Genomic DNA, 22,150 nt, shown 5'->3' on the forward strand with positions numbered 1-22,150 from the left:
TGCACAAAAAACATCCTGTGAACTACCTTTCTGTTGAACAAATTGCAAAATCGTATGGCGAACGTGTCTTATTTAAAGACATCTCTTTTGGTATTAATCAAGGCCAAAAAATTGGTTTTGTAGCAAAAAATGGAACGGGAAAAACATCCCTTCTCAACATTCTTTCTGGGACAGATGCTCCAGATAAAGGAAATGTAGTTTTTAGAAAAAACCTAAAAGTTGCCTTCCTCTCTCAAGAACCAAATCTAGATCCAACTTTAAGTATAGAGGAAACCATTTTTGCTAGTGACAACCCTATCTTAAACATCATTGCAAACTACGAGAAAGCTATTTTAAACCCAGATGATACAGAAAACTACCAAGCTGCTTTTGATGCAATGGATTCACACAATGCTTGGGATTTTGAAACACGCTACAAACAAATTCTTTTTAAACTAAAACTAGAAGATCTCAACCAGAAAATTGGAAATTTAAGTGGCGGACAAAAGAAACGGCTCGCCCTTGCCAACGCTCTTTTAACCCAACCCGATTTACTGGTCATGGATGAGCCTACCAACCACTTAGATCTTGAAATGATTGAATGGCTGGAAGCCTTATTTGCCAAAGAAAATTTCACCTTATTCATGGTGACACACGACCGTTATTTTTTAGAACGTGTCTGTAATGAAATTGTAGAACTCGATGAAGGAAATCTCTACAGCTACAAAGGAAACTACAGCTATTACCTAAACAAAAGAGAAGCTAGAATAGAAACAGAAACTACCGAAACTGGCAAAGCAAAACAACTCTACAAAAAAGAACTAGAGTGGATGCGTCGCCAACCCAAAGCGCGTACCACCAAAAGCAAATCTAGAATGGACGACTTTAGTGAAATTAGAGCCCGAGCACACAAACGCCGCAACGATCACGAGGTACAACTTGAGCTCAATATGGAACGCCTGGGCACCAAAGTAGTCGAGATTCATAAAATATCGAAAGCCTTTGAAGGAAAACAACTCTTCGATAAATTTGAATACAACTTCTTACGTGGAGAACGCGTGGGCATTATTGGTAAAAACGGAACTGGAAAATCTACCTTCCTAAATATCATGACGGGAGCTTTACAACCCGATGCTGGTAAAGTTGTAATTGGCGATACTGTAAAGTTTGGCTACTACACCCAAAAAGGAATAAACATCAAAGAAGGGCAAAAAGTAATTGATGTTATTCGAGAATTTGGAGATTATATTCCGCTAAAAAAAGGGCGTCAAATAAGTGCACAACAACTTCTTGAACGCTTTTTGTTTGATCGTAAAAAACAATACGATTTTGTAGACAAACTAAGCGGAGGGGAACGAAAAAGACTGTATTTATGTACCGTACTTATCCAAAATCCTAATTTTTTAATCCTCGATGAACCTACAAACGATCTTGATATTGTCACCCTAAATGTACTCGAAAGCTTTCTGCTAGATTTTCCAGGCTGCTTAATTGTAGTAAGTCACGACAGGTATTTCATGGATAAAATTGTAGATCACTTATTTGTGTTTCAAGGCAATGCCGAAATATTAGATTTCCCTGGTAATTATAGTGATTACAGAATTTATGAGGACAGTAAAATTTCAGAAAAAAGAAATACAGAAACCCCAAAAACTGAAAAGAAAAACTGGAAAGCAGACGAGTCTAAAGCCAAACTAAGCTACCAAGAACAAAAAGAACATAGCAGATTAGAAAAAGATATTGCTAAGCTAGAACGCGAACGGGAAGCATTACAGGCAAAATTTGCGACCGAAAATTGGGATACAGATGAGATTAACAAGCAATCCAAACGCTTGCAAGAAATGATAGATGCTATCGAAGAAAAAGAAATGCGCTGGTTTGAATTGTCTGAAAAACTAGAAGGATAGTGTTATACCAAATAACATCGTACCTAAAATTTCTACTTCGCTCCACCAACCAACATGGAGTCCACTCCCCTTTTGTGTACGATTTACTCACCAAATGCATTTATAAAAAACAAGAAATCCCACCTGCACTACATCGTTTCAAAAAACGCTTCAGCAATAGTATTGAAACCATCAAAATCACAGATTTTGGTTCAGGGTCACGCGTGTTTAAAAGCAATACTAGAAATATTAAAGACATCGCCAAACATGCGGGCATTAGCAAAAAAAGACAACATTTATTGTTTAAAATAACAAAGTACTTAGGAGCTTCGGAAATATTAGAGCTTGGCACTTCTTTAGGTATCGCTACTGCTGCACTCTCCTTGGCAAATCCAAAAGGGCATATTACCACAGTAGAAGGCTGCCCGAATACCGCAGCAGTTGCTACAAAAGGTTTTGAAGTATTTGAATTAAACAACATAAACCTCATCAATCAAAAGTTTGAAGATTTTTTTGCTGCTCCAGCTTTTCAGAAAAAATTCGATCTTGTGTATGTAGATGGCAATCATAGTAAAAAAAATACCCTAGACTATTTTAACAAACTACTTTCTAATGTTCATAACAATACGCTTCTTATTTTTGATGATATTTATTGGAGCCAAGCCATGACAGAGGCTTGGGAAGAAATTTGCACACATCCAGAGGTAACTATAAGCATTGATAGTTTTTATTGGGGACTGGTGTTTTTTAGAAAAGAACAGGAAAAGCAACATTTTACGCTACGTATGTAACATAGTAGGCCTCGCTGCGTCTTATGCACTGAGTGTAATTTAAGTGCGCTAATTTGTGATAGGTTTAACACCCTAACAAATACATAAAGCAGTTACGAATACTAAAATTTCGGCTATATTTATACCATAACCAATAAGACACATGAGTTTAGTTATCGACATTAAAGGAATACGAAGAGATTTCCCATTAGGACAAGAAATTGTAAAAGTGCTAAAAGGTATTGATTTGCAAATTGAAAAGGGTGAATACGTTGCTTTAATGGGACCTTCAGGTTCTGGAAAATCTACACTAATGAATTTACTAGGTTGTCTTGATACGCCTACTGCAGGTTCGTACCTTCTTAACGGACAAGATGTAAGCAACATGACAGATGACGAGCTCGCGGAGATACGCAACAAAGAAATTGGTTTTGTATTTCAGACCTTTAATTTATTACCTAGAACTACGGCATTAGACAATGTAGCACTTCCTATGGTATATGCAGGGTCTTCAAAATCGCAACGCAACAAAAGAGCCGAAGAAGTCCTTACCGATGTTGGATTAGCAGACCGTATGGATCACAGACCCAATCAACTTTCTGGGGGTCAAAGACAGCGTGTAGCAGTTGGAAGAGCTCTCGTAAACAAACCTTCTATCATTTTGGCCGATGAGCCAACTGGAAACTTAGATTCTAAAACCTCTTTAGAAATCATGGCACTTTTTGATGCCATTCACGCACAAGGCAATACCGTAATTCTCGTAACGCATGAAGAAGAAGTTGCGCAACACGCGCATCGTGTTATTAGGCTTCGAGATGGTATGATAGAAAGTGATATTAGAAATAAATAGTGAGTAGTGAGTAGTGAGTAGTAAAAAAAAAATCACAAACACTTCGACTCCCGAAACTTCGGGACAGTGTGACAACTAAATACAATTTTTGGAATTCGGACACTTTGCTATTATTACTTCTTACAGCGAAGTGGTCTAACATCTATCAATGAGCGCAGCGAATGGTCTAACAGCGAAGCGGTCTATCTTCTATTTACCCTAAAAACGCCAAACTAATAAAAGCACAATAGGCTACCACAATAATAAGACCTTTTACACGTCCTATCTCAAAACGTTTGGGCAAGAATGCTAAGGGTATTAATACGGCAGCAAAGCCTAGCATCCACCAAATATCATTACTGAGTATTTTCTCACTATTGACAACAATAGGCTGAATAATGGCTGTAATTCCTAACACAGAAGCAATATTAAATATGTTGGATCCTATTAAGTTTCCTAAAGACAAGGCCTTTTCTTTCTTAAGCGCAGCAATAACAGACGCTGCCAATTCTGGAACACTCGTACCTACCGCAATCATGGTCACAGAGATAACGCGCTCACTCACACCTAAGGCAGTTGCTAAATCTATAGCACCATCTACTAGCCATTTACTTCCAAAATACAAGGCAGCGGCACCAATGAGTAACCAAATAATAATTTTAAAATTAGAAACCTGAGCAAGTGCATCGTCCACCTCATCTGACACCACAGCTTTTGTACTTTTTCTTGCTCTTTGGATTAAGAGTACTAAATACACCACTAACATACCCACCAAAGCAAACCCTTCTAAAGAAGAAATTTCGTTGCCACTTTTGAGTATAAAATACAAGCCAACCGAAAGTAACATCATCACTGGCCAGTTAAACTTATAAAAATCTTTGTCGATTGTTAAGGGAGCAATGATAGCGGTAACTCCCAATACCAAACCAATGTTGGCAATATTAGACCCAATGACGTTTCCTAAAGAAATATCACTAAAGCCATCCATAGCGGCTTGGATACTTACCAATAATTCGGGTGCCGAGGTCGCAAAAGAAACAACCGTTAACCCAATAATCATTTTAGAAAGTTTCAGCTTAAAAGAGAGTCCGACTGCAGCTCTCACCAAGAACTCACCACCTACTACCAATAGTGCTAATCCAATAAAAATAAACAATACGCTCATAGAAAATAGATAAGCTGCGAATATACCAATCGAATTACGAATTACGAATCACGAACACCGAATTCTTTCCACAAGAACAAAAAAAGATATTAAAAATGCTTACTGCCAACTGAAACTGTTTACTGATTACTACGCTTTTTTTCACTTCGGAAATACTAAACAACTGAATATTTAGTTGTATAACTGAAAAAATAGTTGTATAACTAGAAAATACGTTATATATTTACATCTCATCAATCATCAAAATAACAATTATGAAAATCAACACCTTATTTTTTGCACTCCTTCTTAGCAGTTTTTGCTTAGCACAAATGCCAGCTCCCAAAGAAATTAAAATGACATCAGAATACCTTTCTGAAAATCCAGACATTAGTGATCTCATGTTTTTTAAAGGGATAGAATTCTACAAACTGAAATTTAAAGGAGATCATTTAAAAGGAGCAACTTTTAAAGTTACTGCCAAAGAAATTTGGAATGGTAAACTCAAAAAAGAAACACTCATCACCAATTCGGCTGAAATCGATATTCCAGAATTTGCTCAAATTCAAAACAACGAATTTAGTATGAAGGTAATTTCTGAACTTACGGCAGATAACGAATTAAAAATGTCCTTCAAATTTCCGAGGTATGGAAGAGAGCTTAAATTTAAAGCTACTAAAAGTGAAGACTATAGTTTGCGAAATATCCCAGAAGCAACAGCAGCTCCAATACTCCTAGATGAAACCTTCTATTTATTTGCTTACATCCTGCCTTATGAAAAAGACGGCGCCAAGTATTGGTGTGCGTTAGAAAATAGCGGAAAAGACATCGAAAACTGGGGAAAAGAGTTTAATATAAAGCACTATCTTGTGTTAGAAATGACCTTCGAATCTCCTAAAAACATAGCATCTAAAACAAAATAAGAAATGGAAAAACTAACTAACAAAGAAGAAGAAATCATGCAAGTGCTTTGGCAATTAGAAAAAGCCTTTGTGAAAGAAATCGTTGCCGCACTTCCAGAAGAAAGTCATTACAACACCATTTCTACCATCGTGCGTGGTTTAGAAGAAAAAGGCTATGTGGCCCATACTGCCTTTGGAAAAACACATCAGTATTATCCTGCTATTACCAAAGAAACTTATGCTAACAAATTTTTAAATCTTGCATCACAGCGATTTTTTAACAATAGTTACAAAAGTATGGTGTCTTTCTTTGCAAAAGAACAAAAAATTAGTGCCGAAGAACTACGTGAAATATTAGAAATTATAGAGCAGAAAAAATAAGCAGATGGAAGCATTTATATACCTTTCAAAATCCATGGCCATACTCTCTATTTTCTATGGAGTATATGTATTATTTTTTAGAAAAGACACTTTATTTAAAGCCAAGAGACATTTCTTTTTAGCGGGTATTATAGCTGCTATTATTTTACCCTTTGTAACATTTACTAAAACTATCTACATAGAAAAGGCGAGTCTTCCGGCAGTAGATTTTGAAATGACGGACCTCATACCGATTGCACAAACTACCGCTGCAACTCCATTAGAAACCCCGCTTAATTGGTGGCTTGTTTTATATGCTGTTTATACCATAGGACTTTTGGTATTGCTCATTCGTTTTTGCATCCAACTTCTCTCTTTGCAAAAGGTATTAAAACATGCAACAAGTACAACAGTTGGAAACTATCATTTTGTAGAGACCCAAGATCATATTTCGCCTTTCTCCTTTTTTAAATACATCGTTTACAATCCAAATCAACATAGCAGAGAAGAATTAGAGATGATTTTAAAACATGAAAAAATTCATGCTTCCCAATGGCATTCTATAGACATTCTAGCAGCTAATTTGCTTAGAGCCATGCAATGGATCAATCCTTTTTCTTGGTTATACAAGAAAAGTTTAGAGGAGAACCTGGAATTTATTGCTGACCAAGAAACCATCACACAAGTAGCATCAAAAAAACAATACCAGTTAACGCTCGTAAAGAATTCATCACCTTTAGCAGCACCTGCGTTAACGACTCAATTTTATCAATCATTCATCAAAAAACGAATCATTATGTTAAACAAAAGCAATTCACAAAAACGAAACACCTGGAAGCTAACTTTTGTGCTTCCACTACTCTGCATCTTTCTTTGGAGCTTTAATGTAGTAGAAGAAATAAAGTACATAGAACCAGAAACAACAACTTCTAAACTAGGAGTAAAACTAACTATTTTACCAACATACACAGATGCAGAATTAGATCAACTAGAAACCTATTTTAGAGATAGCGCCCCGGTAGAAATGAAAATAAGCAACCGAAAGCGAGATGCAAATGGTCACATCATTGCCTTCGATTTCCAGACCAAATTTGAAGGACAAGACACCTTTTACACACGCTTCTCTCAAGTGACAAAAGATGAAGACCCTAGCAGCAGTTATAACGGACATTCCCTTCAGTACCATAATGGCGCAGTGCATATTTCTGAAATAGGCCCAAAAGCCACCAGTTTTAAAATAACAAAAGATAGGATTTCTTTCATCGATGAAAGATTTGTGACACCTATGTCTCCACTACCAAATGATAAACATGATGCCATAATAATCACTTCGGAAATTTCCGAAGACCAATTAAATGCTATTGAAAAACAACTTGAGGCTCAATCTGAAGTCTTTGAAATTGTATTTAAAGACAGAAAAAGAAATGCTGCTGGAGAGCTTGTTGAATTAAGCATTGATACAAAATATGAGGGGCAACCACGCTTTTATAAGAATGTCACCTATGGAGATGCTGAAGACAATAAGACCATTAGTACTTTGAAACTTCAAGTTATAGACCAGCAATTACACTTTGGAAATGAGGATGGTTCTATGCTCCATAAAATTACTCCAGAAGGTGTGGTGGCATTAGCATTTCAGAAAAAAGAAAACATTACTCATAAGGAGCTTCAAATAGGAGAAAACCCATTATATCTTATGAATGGAAAAGAGTACTTTAAGAAAGACTTACCAGCAAACACTAATTTTGAGGTTGCTGATGGTATAGAGATATTATATCCTAAGGAAGCCATAAAAAAATACGGAAACAAAGGAAAAGACGGTGTCTTTATTTTTAAAGGAATTACAACATTTACAAAAGATGAAGTAATACAGGAAACCAACAATCCAAATCAAATAACCGCAAACATCACAAAAACATCACCTCCAGCCGTGTTTAAAAAAATCAAGCAAGAGCTCCTAGATTTCTATGGAGTAGAGCTACGTTATATTGACCAGCGCAATGAAAAGGGAGAAATTAATAACTTAGAGTTTTACTTTTTTCAAGATGATAAAGAAATTGGCACACTTGGTTTAGGTTTGTATGACCCAGCACCTATTGAAACCTCAACGTTTTACTACACAAAAAACGGACGCTTTAATTTTTGGAACACTACAAAACACGAAAAACTAAAACAAAGACAAGCGTCAAGAAATCAATATAGTGAAGAGTATCTTAAAAGCATGGAAGCCAGAGTACCCTCAAGCTTTAATTTTAGAATTACTAATAACACTTCAGATAAAGAATTAGAGAAAATCAAAGTGATGCTCAAAGAAAAACTTGACATTACTTTTGAATACCAGGTAAAAAGAAACAGTTCCAGCAAAATAATAGCCATTAGCCTTAGTCATAAAGACCAAGATGGTAATACTGGCAGTTACAATAGAAGTGGGAGTTCTCCCATTAAGGAAGTAAATTTCTTCAAAAACAAACAAGGCATTGGGTACGCAGATATGCCCTATCAAAATAACGAGATACAAGAAATTGAAGAAGTTGAAGAAGAAATCAAAGAAGAAAGAATTCAAGAAATTAGAGAATTAAAAGAAATACAGGAAGAAAGAGAAGAAGAAGTTGTTAAAATGAAGGAGAAACAAATCAAGGAAAAAAAGGAGCTAAAGGAAAAACAGAAACAACTTCACAAAATGCAACACAACATCCAAAACACACAACAAAATACAGTACAAAGCTATTATCATCTAGAAACTGGATCTCATCATGCTGGAAATCTTTATATCAATAAGGACACTAGTGATGGAGATTTATTAAACCTTAAAAAAGATCTGCTTGAAAAAGGAATCACGTTTAAATTTAAACGTGTAAAAAGAAATAGCAAGGGAGAGTTAACCCGAATTAAAATACTTATCGAAAATTCAAAAACGGGTAAACAAAGTATCCATGCCACTGCAGAAGATGACCAACCCATTGAAGAAATTGTGATTGTATTATAGAGAATAACAAAAATTATCTGGTTGAGCGGATTCGAAACCTGTTTGCTAAAAGTAAGTTTAGTTCTCGACTGCGCTCGAACAGACACTAAATTTAGTACTTTTACAAAGTGAAACAATCTATTTTTAAAACACTCGCCAAGATTAATAAAGCTATACTTCCTAGCTTTACTAAACAACGATTAGATTTGGCTAAAGCTTCCAAAATACAATTGGCTATTTTTGGATATAAGTTATGGGTGACTAAAAATGCCTTAGATTGAAAACAAACATGATCCCGATAGCTATCGGGATGAAAATCTGAACCTACCAGCACGAAGTGCGTCCTACTCACTACCAACTACCGACTAATAATGCAGTATTGCCTTTACTGGATACGGCTGTAGTTTTTCTGCCCCTTTTAAAAAATCTAGTTCCATTAAAAAGTTGCATTGTACAATGGTACCTCCTAATGCTTCGATGAGCTTACAAACAGCACTTGCAGTACCTCCGGTAGCCAGCACATCGTCATGCACCAACACACGATCTCCTTTTTGAATGGCATCCTTATGAATCTCTAAACTATCAGTTCCATATTCGAGTTGGTAACTTTCTGACAGTGTTTCATAAGGTAATTTTCCAGGCTTACGAACGGGTACAAATCCAGCGCCTAATTGTTGCGCTAGGGTATTTCCGAAGAAAAAACCACGTGCTTCGACACCAACAACTTTATCTATTGCTTGTTCTCCTACTAATACTAATAATTGCTCTAGACAAGCTTGCGAAGCTTTTGGGCTTGCTAATAAAGGTGTAATATCTTTAAAAACAATACCCGGTTTTGGAAAGTCTATGATGTCCCGAATATACTCTTCTATGTGTATCATTAAAATAAATGAATTAAAAAACTGTTTGAAAAGTAGTTACTAGAAATCTGTCTGGTTGAGCGCTCCCGAAGCTTCGGGAGCGCTCGAACGGACATCTAGAGTTGCTTTACAAACAGTCTATTTGTGTTCGGTATAATTCTTTACTTGAAGCTCTCGCTTATCATTGCCATAATCGCTAACACAGCACATACTGCTACTGTTCCGATAACTAATCCACCTACTCCCATAGTATTATTTTTTTAAGTATTAATAAAGCACTAAAATAATTGATTCTTGCAAATTCTCAAGCAATGCTTCTAATTATTTTTGAACAGCAGGAACATCTTCGGCTGTATCTGCAACGTTTCGCCATTTTAAATACCCACGTAGCATGAGTAAAAAATTGATCCCGTGCATCACAGCCAAAAACCACAGAGATGCCATCACACATACAATGGTTGCCAATACTTGCCCAACCGCCATGACAGAATAGCCTTTAATACTTTTACGATTTAGCAACTCGAAAGCCACAAGAATAAGAATGGCTGAAGCAATTTCAATTACTGTTTTTGGGAATTCAAAAGTCATATAGGTGGTTTTAAAATATATACATCACATCAAACAAGATACAACTATTGTATTACCAAAGATAGATTTCATCCACAAAAAGCCAAGAAGGATTCCCAGCACTTGGGTGCCAGTCTGGGAGTTTTTTATGGTTCTTAATATGTACTTTATAATATCGCGCTTTGGTTTTTGGTAACCTAAGGGTCACTTTTTTAGATTCCACATCTCCTCCTTCGCCTTCTCTAGAAACGGCAATAGCTCCTATTTTTTTGAATCCTCCATTTTTAGTATTTGACGCATACACTACAAAGTCTGTTGGATATAAAATCCAACTTCCAACATCTTCAATACTACTAAAAGAGATGTTCTGTATATTCTTTTGTTCCACAACATCTATTGTGGTAACGAGATCTGTACCAAAATACCCAGTCCAATTACCATCTTTAAAATCTAAGCTACCCTCTTCTAAATCGAATAGTTTATTAGCATCTGGATAGCGCTCATCTGGGCCCTGCTGTACCGAAAAATTAGTGACTTTATGCTGCACTCTTGCATACTCTCTAGCTAACACCTCACTAGGCAACCAGCCTTCTTTAAAAGCTGCTACTTTGAGTGTTTTTGAGGCGTCAAGAACCAAGGTTTCCTTAAAAAGTTGTGAGGTGCTATCGGGAGTTTTCCCATCGAGGGTATAACGTAGCACTACATCTTTAATTCTACTCTTTGCAGCCACATGTATGGTGTCAAGAAATAAAGTCTTCGGAGGACTAATCTCTGGCATTTCAAGTCTACTCTCTTTTACAAAACCATCTACAATACTGTGTTGTATAGCAACACCATGTGTCGCTTCAAGTTCTAAGGCAGTTACTTTGTCTACTCCAGTTTGCCATGCATATATTTTTTTTGGTTGTATTTCACTTAACAAATCCCGAAGGCCGTCATTAGTAATGGCAGTATTGTAAACATTTAAAACCTCTAAATTTGTTAGTTTTTTTAGGTTGATAATGCCAATATCTGTAAGTTTCGGACTATTGACACGCAGTGATTTCAGGTTTTCAAACTTCTTAAAAACGGCCGTCATATCATCTGTGATGGGAGCATTACCAAAATCTAATTCTACGATTTGTTCGGCTAAATCTTTAAGTTGTGATACAGTTTGACTCGTAGGAGTCCTTCCTAGGTATTTTACATTGAGTGCGCCTTTACCTGGCACCAATGGCAACACTCTAAAATCAGCTGCCTTAACACTTTCAATAGTTTCTTGCGATGCTTTGGCAATCACAACTTCGTTAAAGACTAAATAGTCTTTGAGCCTCTTTCGTAAATTATCATTTGTCGCAACTCCTTCGGCATAGTTTTTAAAATCGGCTCCATTGTTAATCCAATGACCCAGCAACCAAATTTCATCTTTGGTGAGCTGTTCTTTTCCTTCTGGGGGCATGTGTTCCTCATTGGTAATGGGAAGCAACAATCTCGAATACAATAAACTTTCCGAAGCATTTCCAGGAAGCACACTAGCACCATGCTCACCTCCCTTTAAAATAGCGGCTTCTGTAAGTAGTGACAACTCCCCTTTTTGTTTGCTATTGTTATGACATTGCACACATTTTTTATCCAAAATCTTTACCACAACGTCTTGGTAAAGTCTCAAACTATCGACCACTTCAATCGTTTTTTCTTGTTCTGGGGCTATAGCATATTGGGTTAAAAAAGTATCTCCATGTGTAAGTACAGATCCAAAGTGACCAGCTACACTTATACAAATGAGCGACCCAATAAACAAAGGCAAGAATACTTTATGGCTATCAAAAGCAGGTTTCAGACTCATTAAAAAAAGTACACATGTCAAAACCGCTGTGCCAATTCCAGTGTAAAAATGCAGGTCTAAGGTTTCTGCTTCATAGCCGCCTTCTAAAGACAAGAAATATCCAATAAAACAAGTAATAATTGCAAACACGGCTGTAAATCCTAGCAGGTTTCTAATCACTGCATGCGGATATGATTTCTGAAACCTTCCTAATACATCTAGAAAGAATGTCACTACCAAAGCCCCAATAGGTAAGTGCAATACCAGCGGATGAAACCTTCCTAAAAACAAAATAAATCGAGGAGCTTCCTCTGTTCTAATGGCATATAAAGTAGCCATACCAAAAAGAAAAAGAATCACTAGAAAGATGCTTTTGTATAATTGATTTGGTTCTTTCATTCGTTAAAAATCCATTCGTCCATAAATAACCACGCCTTTAATCCGGCACCGGGATGCCATGCTGGGAGTTGTGTTGTGTTGTGTACCTCCAAGGCAATTGACTGCACGTCACGTTGCAATGGAATGTGAACATCATCTATTTTTTTTAGTTCTTTCTCTACTATCTTCGGAAATGTTAGATGTATGGTATCTGTTTTGTTAACAATAGCAGTAATGGCTTCTGGAGGGAAAATCCAAGATTTTGTATCTATTAAATAGCCAATTTTTAAACTCTTTAAAAACCTAGGAGTTTCAAAATAAGCATTTGCCTTAACAACTGTATCAAATCCTTGCCATTGGGTATCTCTAAAATGAGTACTGCCTTTTTTATGATTTAATAAAGTCAGCTCACCAACTCCAGGATACGAAGCATGTGCTTTTGTATTCCAATCAATACTTGTAGGTACAATTCCCTTTTTGTACAATTTTACTTCTGAGATACTACTGGGAGCAAAGTCTGGATGAAAAGCTCTAAATAAGTACACACCTGCTTTTTGTGTAGTAAAATGATCTGTATATCTTATAGATTCTTGGGTAGGTATTGTGCTATCGTTAGTATAAAAAATAGCTGCATTTTCTAGGCGCAAAGCAGCTGTTACTTTTGCTGAATTTTCAATAATAGTAGTTGTTGCACTTATTCTAGGCGCTACCAATGAAATCTCCTTGTCTTGCACATAAACGCTCTTCTCTTTTTTTGCACATCCTACAAGCAACAAGATGAAAAGTACTACTACCGTTCTCATACGCGTGTCAATTTTGTAGGATAGCTTTGCCCAGAATTCCATTGCGCTACATATAGATTATCATCATCATCTACACAAACATCATGCGGATGCTGAAACAAACGTATGGTTTGGTATAATTCGTCCAATTTTTTATTTTTATAGGAAGGCGCTGTTGCTCCTGGGCAAGAAACCACTTCATTGTTTTTATTCATGATGAGCACAAATCCTGAGGCTTCATGAGCTGCATTTTTAGAACGCAACACCGCAAAATAAAGATCCTTTTTATGAATCACCGGACGACAAATTAATGCCCCTGGCACCGAAATCGTTTCTAAAAATTCTCCCTGCAAACTAAATCGCTTTAATTGATTCATCTCTCTTGCCGAAACTAATAACGACAGGTTTGCAGCATCTCTATTATCGTAACAAATTCCATGTGCATTTAAAAACTGCCCGTCTTCTTGTCCTTGCCCACCAAAGACATTGAGCAATTCTCCTTTATGATTGTAATGAATGATGTGTTGTTTCCCATAGCCATCGGCAACATAAATATCGCCACTTTCTGTGACGGCTGTCTCTGTAGGTTTATAAGACTCCTTAGTATCGTACACTAAAGTTTCCGAAGGAACATCCAACGTCATTACTACTTTACCATCGATAGTCGTTTTAATCACTTGATGGCGTTCATAATCTGTAATCAACAAGAAATCTTCTCCGTTTTCTTTAACTAAAGTAAGTCCGTGGGCCCCTGGATACTCGGTTCCCCAAGTTTCTATGAGCTTCCCCGACTTGTCATACACAATGACATTGTTCTTGGTATGATTGGTAAGTAGCACAATACGACCTTTAGAGTCTTGCACCATTTCGTGACAATCTTTAACCGGCGTTTGTTTTGGGTTCAAATTTCCCCAATTAAGATCTACTTTATACCTATGGCTGTTATGCCCTACAATAATATCTTTAGTACCACTTACCGAAAAAGCACCACTATACATAGGTAAGGACACCAAACCTAAGGCGGCAAAAGACGATTGTTTCAAGAATTTTCTTCTGCTCATCTTAACTTAAGATATCGTTAACCACATGTCCAGAAACATCGGTGAGTCTAAATCTTCTTCCTTGGTGTTTGTAGGTAAACTTGGTATGGTCTATCCCCATCAAGTGCATCATGGTAGCCTGTAAATCATGCACATGCACAGGATCTTTTACAATATTATACCCAAAATCGTCGGTTTCACCATAGGTAAATCCTGGTTTCACACCGCCACCTGCCATAAACATGGTAAAGCATTTTGGGTGGTGGTCTCTTCCGTAATTGGTTTCAGTGAGCGTACCTTGGCTGTAATTGGTGCGTCCAAATTCGCCTCCCCAAACAACTAAGGTATCTTCTAATAAACCACGTTGTTTTAAATCCATAATCAAAGCCGCTGTGGCTTGATCAATATCTTTGGCTTGCTTTTCTATTTGCGATGGTAGGTTTTCATGTTGGTCCCATCCCATATGGTAGAGCTGCACAAAACGCACATCTTTTTCTACCAAGCGTCTTGCCAATAAACAATTGGCGGCATAGGTTCCTGGTACGGCAGCATCTGCGCCATACATCTGTAAAATATGATCGGGTTCACCCTCAATATCCATGGTATCTGGAACAGAGGTTTGCATTCTGTAAGCCATTTCGTACTGTGCGATTCTACTATTTATTTCAGGATCTCCAAATTCTCGTTCTTGTTGTTCATTGAGCTCTGCTAAATGGTCTAACATTTTTCTTCGCTCAGAACGTGTCATGCCTTCTGGGTCTTTTAGATACAATACTGGATCTTTTCCAGAACGAAATTGCACGCCTTGGTGTAGAGAACTTAAAAAACCATTTCCCCAAAGTCTCGAATATAGAGGTTGCGCTAAGGGTCTTCCTGTTCCTCTTGATAACAATACACTAAAGGTAGGTAGGTTATTATTTAAACTTCCCAGTCCATAACTCATCCAGGAGCCAATACTAGGCCTCCCCGCTTGCTGAGATCCCGTTTGAAAAAAAGTAATCGCTGGATCATGGTTAATCGCCTCGGTATGCATCGATTTAACGAAACACAATTCATCTACAATCTTAGCGGTATACGGCATTAAGCTACTCACCCATGCTCTAGACTCCCCGTATTGCTTAAATTCATAGCTACTTCCCACCAATGGAAAAGATGCTTGCCCAGAAGTCATTCCTGTAAGACGTTGTCCTTTTCGTACAGAGTCTGGCAAATCTTGTCCGCGCATTTTAGTGAGTAATGGTTTGTAATCAAACAACTCTAACTGCGAAGGCCCGCCGCTCTGAAACAAATAAATGACACGCTTTGCTTTGGGCGCAAAGTGCGGGAGGTTCATTCCTTTTAAAGGAGAATCTGCAGCCTCTACAATAGATGAAAAAGGATCTAACATCGAAGCCGTTGCCAAGCCTCCAATTCCCAAACCGAGCTTTTTGATAAATTCTCTTCGAGTATTATTTAAAAAATGTTTTCCTAATTCTTCCATGAATTTATCCTTTTACAATGGCTTCATCTAGATTAAAAATAAGGCTTGTAAGCATACTAAAAGCATATAATTTTTCTTCGGAAATGTTAGTAGCATTCATCTCTTTAGGTGTTTCAAAAGAAGGTTTCTTTGTCTCGTCATAACCTGCAATCGCATTGTCTAAGTACATAGTGAGATTTTCTATTTCCGAAGCAGAAGGCATACGCGATGTAATTTTTCTAAAAATGGTTTGAATACGCGCCGTATCTGTTCCTTCGATAGCTAATACTTGGGTCGCAAGTGCATTTGAAGCTTCTAGTAATTGCGGATCATTAAGCATGACCAAAGCCTGCAAAGGTGTGCTAGTTTTTTGTCTTTCTACGGTACAATAATCTCGGGTAGCCGCATCAAAAGTCATCATTGCTGGAGGTGGCACGGTTCGCTTCCAGAAGGTGTATAAGCTTCTTCTGTAAAGATTATCGCCAGTATCCATGATGTATTCGGTAAGTCCTTGTCCTGAGGTGGTTTCTGCCCAAAGTCCTGGCGGCTGATACGGTTTCACACTAGGTCCTCCAATTTTTTCAACTAACAATCCGCTTGCTGCCAAGGCATTATCGCGAATCATCTCTGCCGATAATTTTTCTCTAGAACTTCTAGCTAACCATTTGTTATAAGGGTCGATTTCTAAGAGCTCGGTAGTGGTTTTAGAAGTTTGCTGATAGGTGTTAGAGAGTACCAGTCGCTTCATCATTTTCTTCACATCCCAGCCTTCTTCTCTAAAGGTAATGGCCAACCAATCTAATAATTCTGGATGCGAAGGTAAGGCACCTTGATTCCCAAAATCGGAACTCGAAGCAACAATACCCGTTCCAAAAACCTGCTGCCATAACCTATTGACTGCGACTCTAGCTGTAAGGGTGTTTTTATCATCAAAAAGCCATTTTGTAAGCCCTAAACGATCTTTTTCAAACCCATCAAAAGACAATACCGCATTGGGTGTTCCCGATTGTACCTCTTCTCCATGCGCATCATAAGCACCTCGTTTTAAAACATAAGTCTTACGGTCGGGCTTGTCGTCTTTCATTACCATCAAACTCACCTCGGCAATAGAATCTGGCATATTGATAAAGGAAACCAATTCATCAATTTCTTTTCGGGTAATTTTTACATTGGGTTTCGGTATTTCTCCATAATCCATACGCCCCTTTTCATTTACCTTATTGAAGAAGCCATAAAAACTAAAATACTCTTTTTGAGAAATAGGGTCGTATTTATGATCATGACATTGGGCACACTCCATGGTTAATCCCAACATGGATTTTGATACGGTATTGGTCCTGTCTAGCACGTATTCTACGCGATACTCTTCATCAATAACTCCTCCCTCTTGGGTGATTTTATGGTTTCTATTAAAGCCAGTTGCTATGATTTGTTCTAAACTAGCATCTGGCAATAAATCTCCTGCCAATTGCCAGGTTACAAAATCATCATACGGCATATTTTTATCAAAAGCGTTGATCACCCAATCACGCCATGGCCACATCACACGTTCTAAATCGTCTTGATATCCATGCGTGTCAGAATACCTTGCAATGTCTAACCAACTGGAAGTCATATGCTCTGCATATTGTTTAGAATTCAATAAACTATCTACAACTTTTTCGTAAGCCTTCGGACTCGTATTTGCTAGAAATGCGTCGAGTGCTTCTATACTTGGGGGTAATCCAGTAAGATCAAAATAAACGCGACGTAATAATTTTTCTTTGGAGGCTCTTTCTGAGGCAGATAGACCTTTACTTTCTAATTTTTTTACAACAAAATTATCTATTTCATTGGCAGCTAGGCTGGTGTTTGTTATTTCAGGAACTTTATGCTTTACTGGAGCTACAAATGCCCAGTGATCTTTCCAGACAGCGCCCTGAGCAATCCATTTGGTGAGCACTTCTTTCTCATAGCTATTGAGGCTCAAATTAGAATCCTCTGGAGGCATGAGTCTTTGTGTATCCTGTTCATGAATTCTCTCTACTAACAAACTAGCTAACGTATCACCTGGAACTATGGCAAATTTATCTTTGTTTACACCAATGGCAGCATAGGCGCCTGCTTTGGTATCTAATCTTAAATTAGCTTCACGTGTACCTTCGTCTGGACCGTGACATAGGTAACATCTATCTGACAGGATAGGTTTTACATCAAAAATATAATCTATTTGCTCGGGAATTACTTTATCTTCTAAGCTACTTTCTGCTGCGGAGTCTAGCGCGACATAGTCTTTTTTATCCTCTTTTGTTAGGTATTTTACAAATAGTACCAAGAAAAAAGGGATCATGAAGTACAATAACGTAACGTAAAATCGATGTTGCTTTTTCTTTTCCAAAGTATGAGTGTGAGATTTTCTTCCAAATTTAAGAATCTCATTGCTATATCTTCAAAAAAATCATTATAAAAATAATATCATGTATCAAAAACTATTTTCAATGTTAAAGTACTTCTAGCAAAGGCATAAAAGTGCTTTAATTTTCATACTTTAGCTATAAATTGACCAAAAAAGATGACTCATAAATTAGTCTTTACACTGTTAGCGCTTCTCGTTCTAGAATCTTGCGCTACCTATGCCCCACAATATACTTCTGAACAAGAAAAAACTTCACAAAGAGATGAAGCAGCTATTGCACATAGTTTCTATTTAATTGGAGATGCAGGAAACTCGCCTTTAGGAGAAACCTCTGTGGCTTTGGAAGCTTTTAAAGAAGCTTTAAGTAAGGCACCAGAAAATAGTACCGCTATTTTTTTAGGAGACAATATTTATGAAAAAGGACTTCCAAAAAAGAACCACGAAGATCGAGCTTTTGCAGAACACCAACTCAATGTTCAAACGGGCACTACTAAAAACTTTAAAGGGCAAACTATTTTTATTCCTGGAAATCACGATTGGTATACCGATGGCGTGGAAGGGCTTAAACGACAAGAAAAATACATCGAAAAAGCATTAGGAAAAGACACCTTTCTTCCTGAAAACGGATGTCCGATAGAGAAAATTCATATTTCTGAAGACATCGAACTTATCCTTATCGATAGTCAGTGGTACTTAACAAATTGGGACAAACACCCAACTATTAATGACGATTGCGAGATTAAAACCAGACATCATTTTTTTGATGAATACAGCAGCCTTATCAAAAAGGCAAGAGGCAAAACTACCATTGTTGCATTACACCACCCTATGTATACCAATGGCCCACATGGAGGGCAATATGCTGCAAAAACACATTTAATTCCGCCAGTAGCAGGAACTGTTTTTAACGTATTAAGAGAAACTACAGGAGTGAATGCTAGTGACTTGCAAAACAAGCGTTACAACGAGTTCAAGAAGCGTTTGGTAACGATTTCTCAAGAAAACAAGAAAGTAGTTTTTGTGTCGGGACATGAGCACAGTTTGCAATATATCATAGAAGACAATTTACATCAAATTGTGAGCGGATCAGGGTCTAAAATTTCTCCAACTCGAAATATTGGTGGTGGGCAGTTTTCTTATGGAGCTCCGGGATATGCTCGATTGGATGTATATCAAGATGGTTCTTCTACTGTGCAATTTTTTGCTACATCAAAAAACAAATTGGTTTTTGAAACCGATGTGTTCTCACCAAATAGTCCTGAGAAAACAGCAGACTACCCTCTAACATTTCCGAAGGAAGTAACAGCTTCTATCTACACTGAAGAAGAGACAGACAAATCTGGGTTCTATCGTTTTTTATGGGGAGATCGCTATCGAAATGCCTACAGCACGCCCGTAACCGCTCCAACGGTGAGATTAGACACCTTATATGGCGGATTAAAAGTAGTACGAAAAGGAGGTGGAAACCAGTCCAAATCCTTACGTCTAGAAGATAAGAACGGAACCCAATATGTTATGCGAGCGCTTCGTAAAAATGCAGTGCAATACCTACAAGCAGTGATGTTTAAAGACCAGTACATCAAAGGTCAATACGACAATACCGCAACAGAGGACTTAATCTTAGATGTTTTTGCCGGGGCACACCCTTATGCTCCTTTTGTTATCGGAAAATTAGCAGATGGCGCAGCGGTGTATCATACCAATCCGACTTTGTATTACATCCCAAAACAAGAAGTAATTGGAGCTTATAATGATGAATTTGGTGATGCTTTATACATGATAGAAGAGCATACTTCTGAAGGGCATAGTGATTTGGCAAGTTTTGGATACAAAGACAAGATTATAAGTACCGATGATGTGATTAAAAAACTACATAAAGACGAAGACATTATCGTAGATGAAGCCGCCTATATTCGTGCGCGTTTGTTTGATATGCTTATTGGAGATTGGGACAGGCATCAAGATCAATGGCGCTGGATCGAGTTTAAAGAAGATGGTAAAAAAGTCTACCGCCCTTTGCCCAGAGATAGAGACCAAGCCTTTTCAATAATGAGTGACGGGTTTCTTCTCGGCGCAGCAGTAACCATTGCACCTGCTACAAGATTGCTTAGAAAATATAATGACGACCTATTAGACATGAAGGGAGTAAATGTAGAACCGTATCCATTAGACATGGAATTTATTCAAAGGTCTACTAAAGAGGTTTGGGATGCCCAAGCAAAAATGATTCAAGAAGGAGTCACAGATGCTGTTATTGAAGATGCCTTTTTAGAATTTCCAGAAGAAGTAAGAGACCATAACATTTCAGAAATAAAAGCAAAATTAAAAGCACGTCGTGGAAATCTTCAAAAAATGGCGGACCGATATTATAGTCTTGTCAATAAATTTGCAGTTCTTAAAGGCACCAATAAAGATGATTGGTTTGACATAGAACGACTTCCAAACGGTGAGACTAAAGTTACTGCCTACCGCATAAAAAAGGGTAAGAAAGATGATATCTTTCATGAGCGCACGTATACTAGTGACGAAACTAAAGAAATTTGGATCTACGCTTTAGATGATGATGATACGTTTCATGTGTTTGGTGAAGGCACAAAAAAACATATTAAAGTACGCCTTATTGGAGGACAAAACAATGACACCTATACCATAGAGAATGGCAAGGCAATAAAGATGTACGATTACAAGTCTAAAAAGAACACATTTACCACCAATAAAGGGACTAGAAAACTCACCGACGACTATGAAACGAATGTATATGACTACAAAAAACTAAAAAACAACCTCAATCAAATCATCCCAACCATAGGCTCGAATCCAGATGACGGACTTAAAATTGGTGTTACTGACATTTATATTACAAACGGCTTTGAGCGCAATCCTTTTACTAGCTTACACGCTATATCTGCTGCCTATTATTTTGCTACTTCTGGATTTGAGGCGAGTTACAAAGGGGTTTTTGCAAATGTATTCGGAAATTTGAATCTCGGTATTGACGCCCATTTTAACAGTCCGAATTACGCCGTTAACTTTTTTGGCTTCGGAAATACTACACCCAACCCTAATGTGTTAGAAAACGACGGATTGGATGTGGACCTAGACTACAACAGAGTGAAGATAAGACAACTAAAAGTAATGCCCTCTCTTAGTTGGAATGGTGATTTAGGCGCTACGATCACGGCAGGTATTTTTTACGAATCAAATGAAGTAGAGCGCACTAGTGGTCGTTTTTTGGATGATGTTTTAAATACAGCCACTACCAATACTGCACTAAACGAAAGTGTTTTTGACAAGCAAGACTTTTATGGCGTAGAAGCTTCCTATCATTTTGAAAACAAAGACAACAAAGCCTTCCCAACCATGGGCATGCAATTTCGATTGGATACAGGATATAAAAACAATGTGAGTACTAGCAAAGGATTTGGTTATGTGATTCCGCAATTAGGGTTTGATTATAAATTGATTCCAAGCGGTCAGCTGGTGTTAGCAACCAACCTAAAAGGACATTTTAATTTGGGTGATGGTTTTGAGTTTTACCAAGGAGCCACTCTAGGAGCAAATACCGGCTTAAGAGGCTACAGAAACGAACGTTTTACTGGTAAAAGTGCCTTTGTACAAACCACCGATGTGCGTTGGAATTTATTAGACTTAAAAACTGCCATATTACCAATTAGTCTAGGTATTTATGGAGGAGCCGATTATGGTCGTATATGGATTGATGATGGGTTGGCTTTAGACCCTATGTTCAATGAAGACCGATGGAACACTTCTTTTGGTGGTGGACTCTTTGTAAACATGACCAACATTATTGCCGCTAACATTTCAGCATTTAATAGCGATGATGGACTGCGTATTGGATTTAAGCTTGGGTTTGGGTTTTAATTTTTTCACTAATCACTTACAAAAGCTTTGGCTTTTGACGTTCTAAAGACAGGATTACAGATCCTTTGAGATCACGCCTTACAATGAAAAGTAAACATCGCTGAAAAAGCGATGTACTTTTTTTGTTCCTAATCACTTACAAAAGCTT

At 37.5% G+C, this 22,150-nt stretch carries 16 protein-coding genes; 8 read left to right on the forward strand and 8 right to left on the reverse strand.

The genetic code is table 11. The annotated features are described in order from the left end of the window. The first annotated feature begins 17 nt into the window (after window positions 1-17). From abc-f to ACY2RS_RS00330, 3 genes are all read left to right on the forward strand, one after another. Entirely contained in the window at window positions 18-1,886 is a 1,869-nt protein-coding gene (abc-f, locus tag ACY2RS_RS00320; RefSeq protein WP_490096606.1) for a ribosomal protection-like ABC-F family protein, read from the forward strand. After that, a complete protein-coding gene (locus ACY2RS_RS00325) occupies window positions 1,886-2,656 on the forward strand; it encodes an O-methyltransferase (protein ID WP_490096607.1) in 771 nt (256 codons plus the stop codon). The genes abc-f and ACY2RS_RS00325 overlap by 1 nt, the downstream gene beginning before the upstream one ends. A gap of 142 nt (window positions 2,657-2,798) precedes the next feature. Next, window positions 2,799-3,485 carry an ABC transporter ATP-binding protein gene (locus ACY2RS_RS00330; protein WP_490096608.1) on the forward strand — a complete coding sequence of 229 codons (687 nt, stop codon included), beginning with the start codon at window positions 2,799-2,801 and terminating at the stop codon, window positions 3,483-3,485. 193 nt (window positions 3,486-3,678) lie between these two features. On the opposite strand, the gene ACY2RS_RS00335 is transcribed toward ACY2RS_RS00330, so the two are convergent. Then, window positions 3,679-4,629 (reverse strand): calcium/sodium antiporter, encoded by a 951-nt coding sequence (locus ACY2RS_RS00335; RefSeq protein WP_490096609.1) that lies wholly within the window; start codon window positions 4,627-4,629, stop codon window positions 3,679-3,681. 254 nt (window positions 4,630-4,883) lie between these two features. Between ACY2RS_RS00335 and ACY2RS_RS00340 the strand changes: the two genes are divergently transcribed. From ACY2RS_RS00340 to ACY2RS_RS00355, 4 genes are all read left to right on the forward strand, one after another. After that, entirely contained in the window at window positions 4,884-5,531 is a 648-nt protein-coding gene (locus ACY2RS_RS00340) for a hypothetical protein (RefSeq protein WP_490096610.1), read from the forward strand. Between the two features lie 3 nt (window positions 5,532-5,534). Further along, window positions 5,535-5,891 carry a BlaI/MecI/CopY family transcriptional regulator gene (locus ACY2RS_RS00345; RefSeq protein WP_490096611.1) on the forward strand — a complete coding sequence of 119 codons (357 nt, stop codon included), beginning with the start codon at window positions 5,535-5,537 and terminating at the stop codon, window positions 5,889-5,891. A gap of 4 nt (window positions 5,892-5,895) precedes the next feature. Further along, complete coding sequence (locus ACY2RS_RS00350) at window positions 5,896-8,856, forward strand: M56 family metallopeptidase (protein WP_490096612.1); 2,961 nt, start codon at window positions 5,896-5,898, stop codon at window positions 8,854-8,856. Between the two features lie 107 nt (window positions 8,857-8,963). Beyond that, on the forward strand, window positions 8,964-9,116 hold the full coding sequence (locus ACY2RS_RS00355; RefSeq protein WP_490096613.1) for an SsrA-binding protein: 153 nt from the start codon (window positions 8,964-8,966) through the stop codon (window positions 9,114-9,116). Between the two features lie 84 nt (window positions 9,117-9,200). Here ACY2RS_RS00355 and ACY2RS_RS00360 read toward each other — a convergent pair whose 3' ends face one another. The 7 genes from ACY2RS_RS00360 to ACY2RS_RS00390 form a co-directional block, all read right to left on the reverse strand. Continuing rightward, complete coding sequence (locus tag ACY2RS_RS00360) at window positions 9,201-9,713, reverse strand: adenine phosphoribosyltransferase (RefSeq protein ID WP_490097085.1); 513 nt, start codon at window positions 9,711-9,713, stop codon at window positions 9,201-9,203. A 303-nt stretch (window positions 9,714-10,016) separates the two neighbouring features. Further along, window positions 10,017-10,283 (reverse strand): hypothetical protein, encoded by a 267-nt coding sequence (locus ACY2RS_RS00365; protein ID WP_490096614.1) that lies wholly within the window; start codon window positions 10,281-10,283, stop codon window positions 10,017-10,019. A gap of 52 nt (window positions 10,284-10,335) precedes the next feature. Beyond that, window positions 10,336-12,465, reverse strand: coding sequence for a c-type cytochrome domain-containing protein (locus ACY2RS_RS00370; protein ID WP_490096615.1), 2,130 nt, complete (start codon window positions 12,463-12,465; stop codon window positions 10,336-10,338). Further along, window positions 12,462-13,247 carry a chitobiase/beta-hexosaminidase C-terminal domain-containing protein gene (locus tag ACY2RS_RS00375; RefSeq protein WP_490096616.1) on the reverse strand — a complete coding sequence of 262 codons (786 nt, stop codon included), beginning with the start codon at window positions 13,245-13,247 and terminating at the stop codon, window positions 12,462-12,464. The genes ACY2RS_RS00370 and ACY2RS_RS00375 overlap by 4 nt, the downstream gene beginning before the upstream one ends. Beyond that, the gene (locus ACY2RS_RS00380) at window positions 13,244-14,287 is read right to left on the reverse strand and encodes an NHL repeat-containing protein (protein WP_490096617.1); all 1,044 of its coding nucleotides are present in this window, start codon (window positions 14,285-14,287) and stop codon (window positions 13,244-13,246) included. Before ACY2RS_RS00380 ends, ACY2RS_RS00375 begins: the two co-directional genes overlap by 4 nt. A 1-nt stretch (window position 14,288) precedes the next feature. Further along, entirely contained in the window at window positions 14,289-15,746 is a 1,458-nt protein-coding gene (locus tag ACY2RS_RS00385; protein ID WP_490096618.1) for a DUF1501 domain-containing protein, read from the reverse strand. Between the two features lie 4 nt (window positions 15,747-15,750). Beyond that, the gene (locus tag ACY2RS_RS00390; protein WP_490096619.1) at window positions 15,751-18,102 is read right to left on the reverse strand and encodes a PSD1 and planctomycete cytochrome C domain-containing protein; all 2,352 of its coding nucleotides are present in this window, start codon (window positions 18,100-18,102) and stop codon (window positions 15,751-15,753) included. A gap of 174 nt (window positions 18,103-18,276) precedes the next feature. Here ACY2RS_RS00390 and ACY2RS_RS00395 point away from each other — a divergent pair, with 174 nt between their 5' ends. Next, entirely contained in the window at window positions 18,277-22,002 is a 3,726-nt protein-coding gene (locus ACY2RS_RS00395; RefSeq protein WP_490096620.1) for a metallophosphoesterase, read from the forward strand. Window positions 22,003-22,150: the final 148 nt, after the last annotated feature.

The organism is Patiriisocius sp. 208BN25-11 (genome assembly GCF_058147145.1).

Bases quoted from the DNA above. Each gene is read 5' to 3' on its own strand.
- ACY2RS_RS00330 (WP_490096608.1), top strand. From the start codon at position 2,799: ATGAGTTTAGTTATCGACATTAAAGGAATACGAAGAGATTTCCCATTA.
- ACY2RS_RS00335 (WP_490096609.1), bottom strand. From the start codon at position 4,629: ATGAGCGTATTGTTTATTTTTATTGGATTAGCACTATTGGTAGTAGGT.
- ACY2RS_RS00340 (WP_490096610.1), top strand. From the start codon at position 4,884: ATGAAAATCAACACCTTATTTTTTGCACTCCTTCTTAGCAGTTTTTGC.
- ACY2RS_RS00345 (WP_490096611.1), top strand. From the start codon at position 5,535: ATGGAAAAACTAACTAACAAAGAAGAAGAAATCATGCAAGTGCTTTGG.
- ACY2RS_RS00350 (WP_490096612.1), top strand. From the start codon at position 5,896: ATGGAAGCATTTATATACCTTTCAAAATCCATGGCCATACTCTCTATT.
- ACY2RS_RS00365 (WP_490096614.1), bottom strand. From the start codon at position 10,283: ATGACTTTTGAATTCCCAAAAACAGTAATTGAAATTGCTTCAGCCATT.
- ACY2RS_RS00370 (WP_490096615.1), bottom strand. From the start codon at position 12,465: ATGAAAGAACCAAATCAATTATACAAAAGCATCTTTCTAGTGATTCTT.
- ACY2RS_RS00375 (WP_490096616.1), bottom strand. From the start codon at position 13,247: ATGAGAACGGTAGTAGTACTTTTCATCTTGTTGCTTGTAGGATGTGCA.
- ACY2RS_RS00380 (WP_490096617.1), bottom strand. From the start codon at position 14,287: ATGAGCAGAAGAAAATTCTTGAAACAATCGTCTTTTGCCGCCTTAGGT.
- ACY2RS_RS00385 (WP_490096618.1), bottom strand. From the start codon at position 15,746: ATGGAAGAATTAGGAAAACATTTTTTAAATAATACTCGAAGAGAATTT.
- ACY2RS_RS00395 (WP_490096620.1), top strand. From the start codon at position 18,277: ATGACTCATAAATTAGTCTTTACACTGTTAGCGCTTCTCGTTCTAGAA.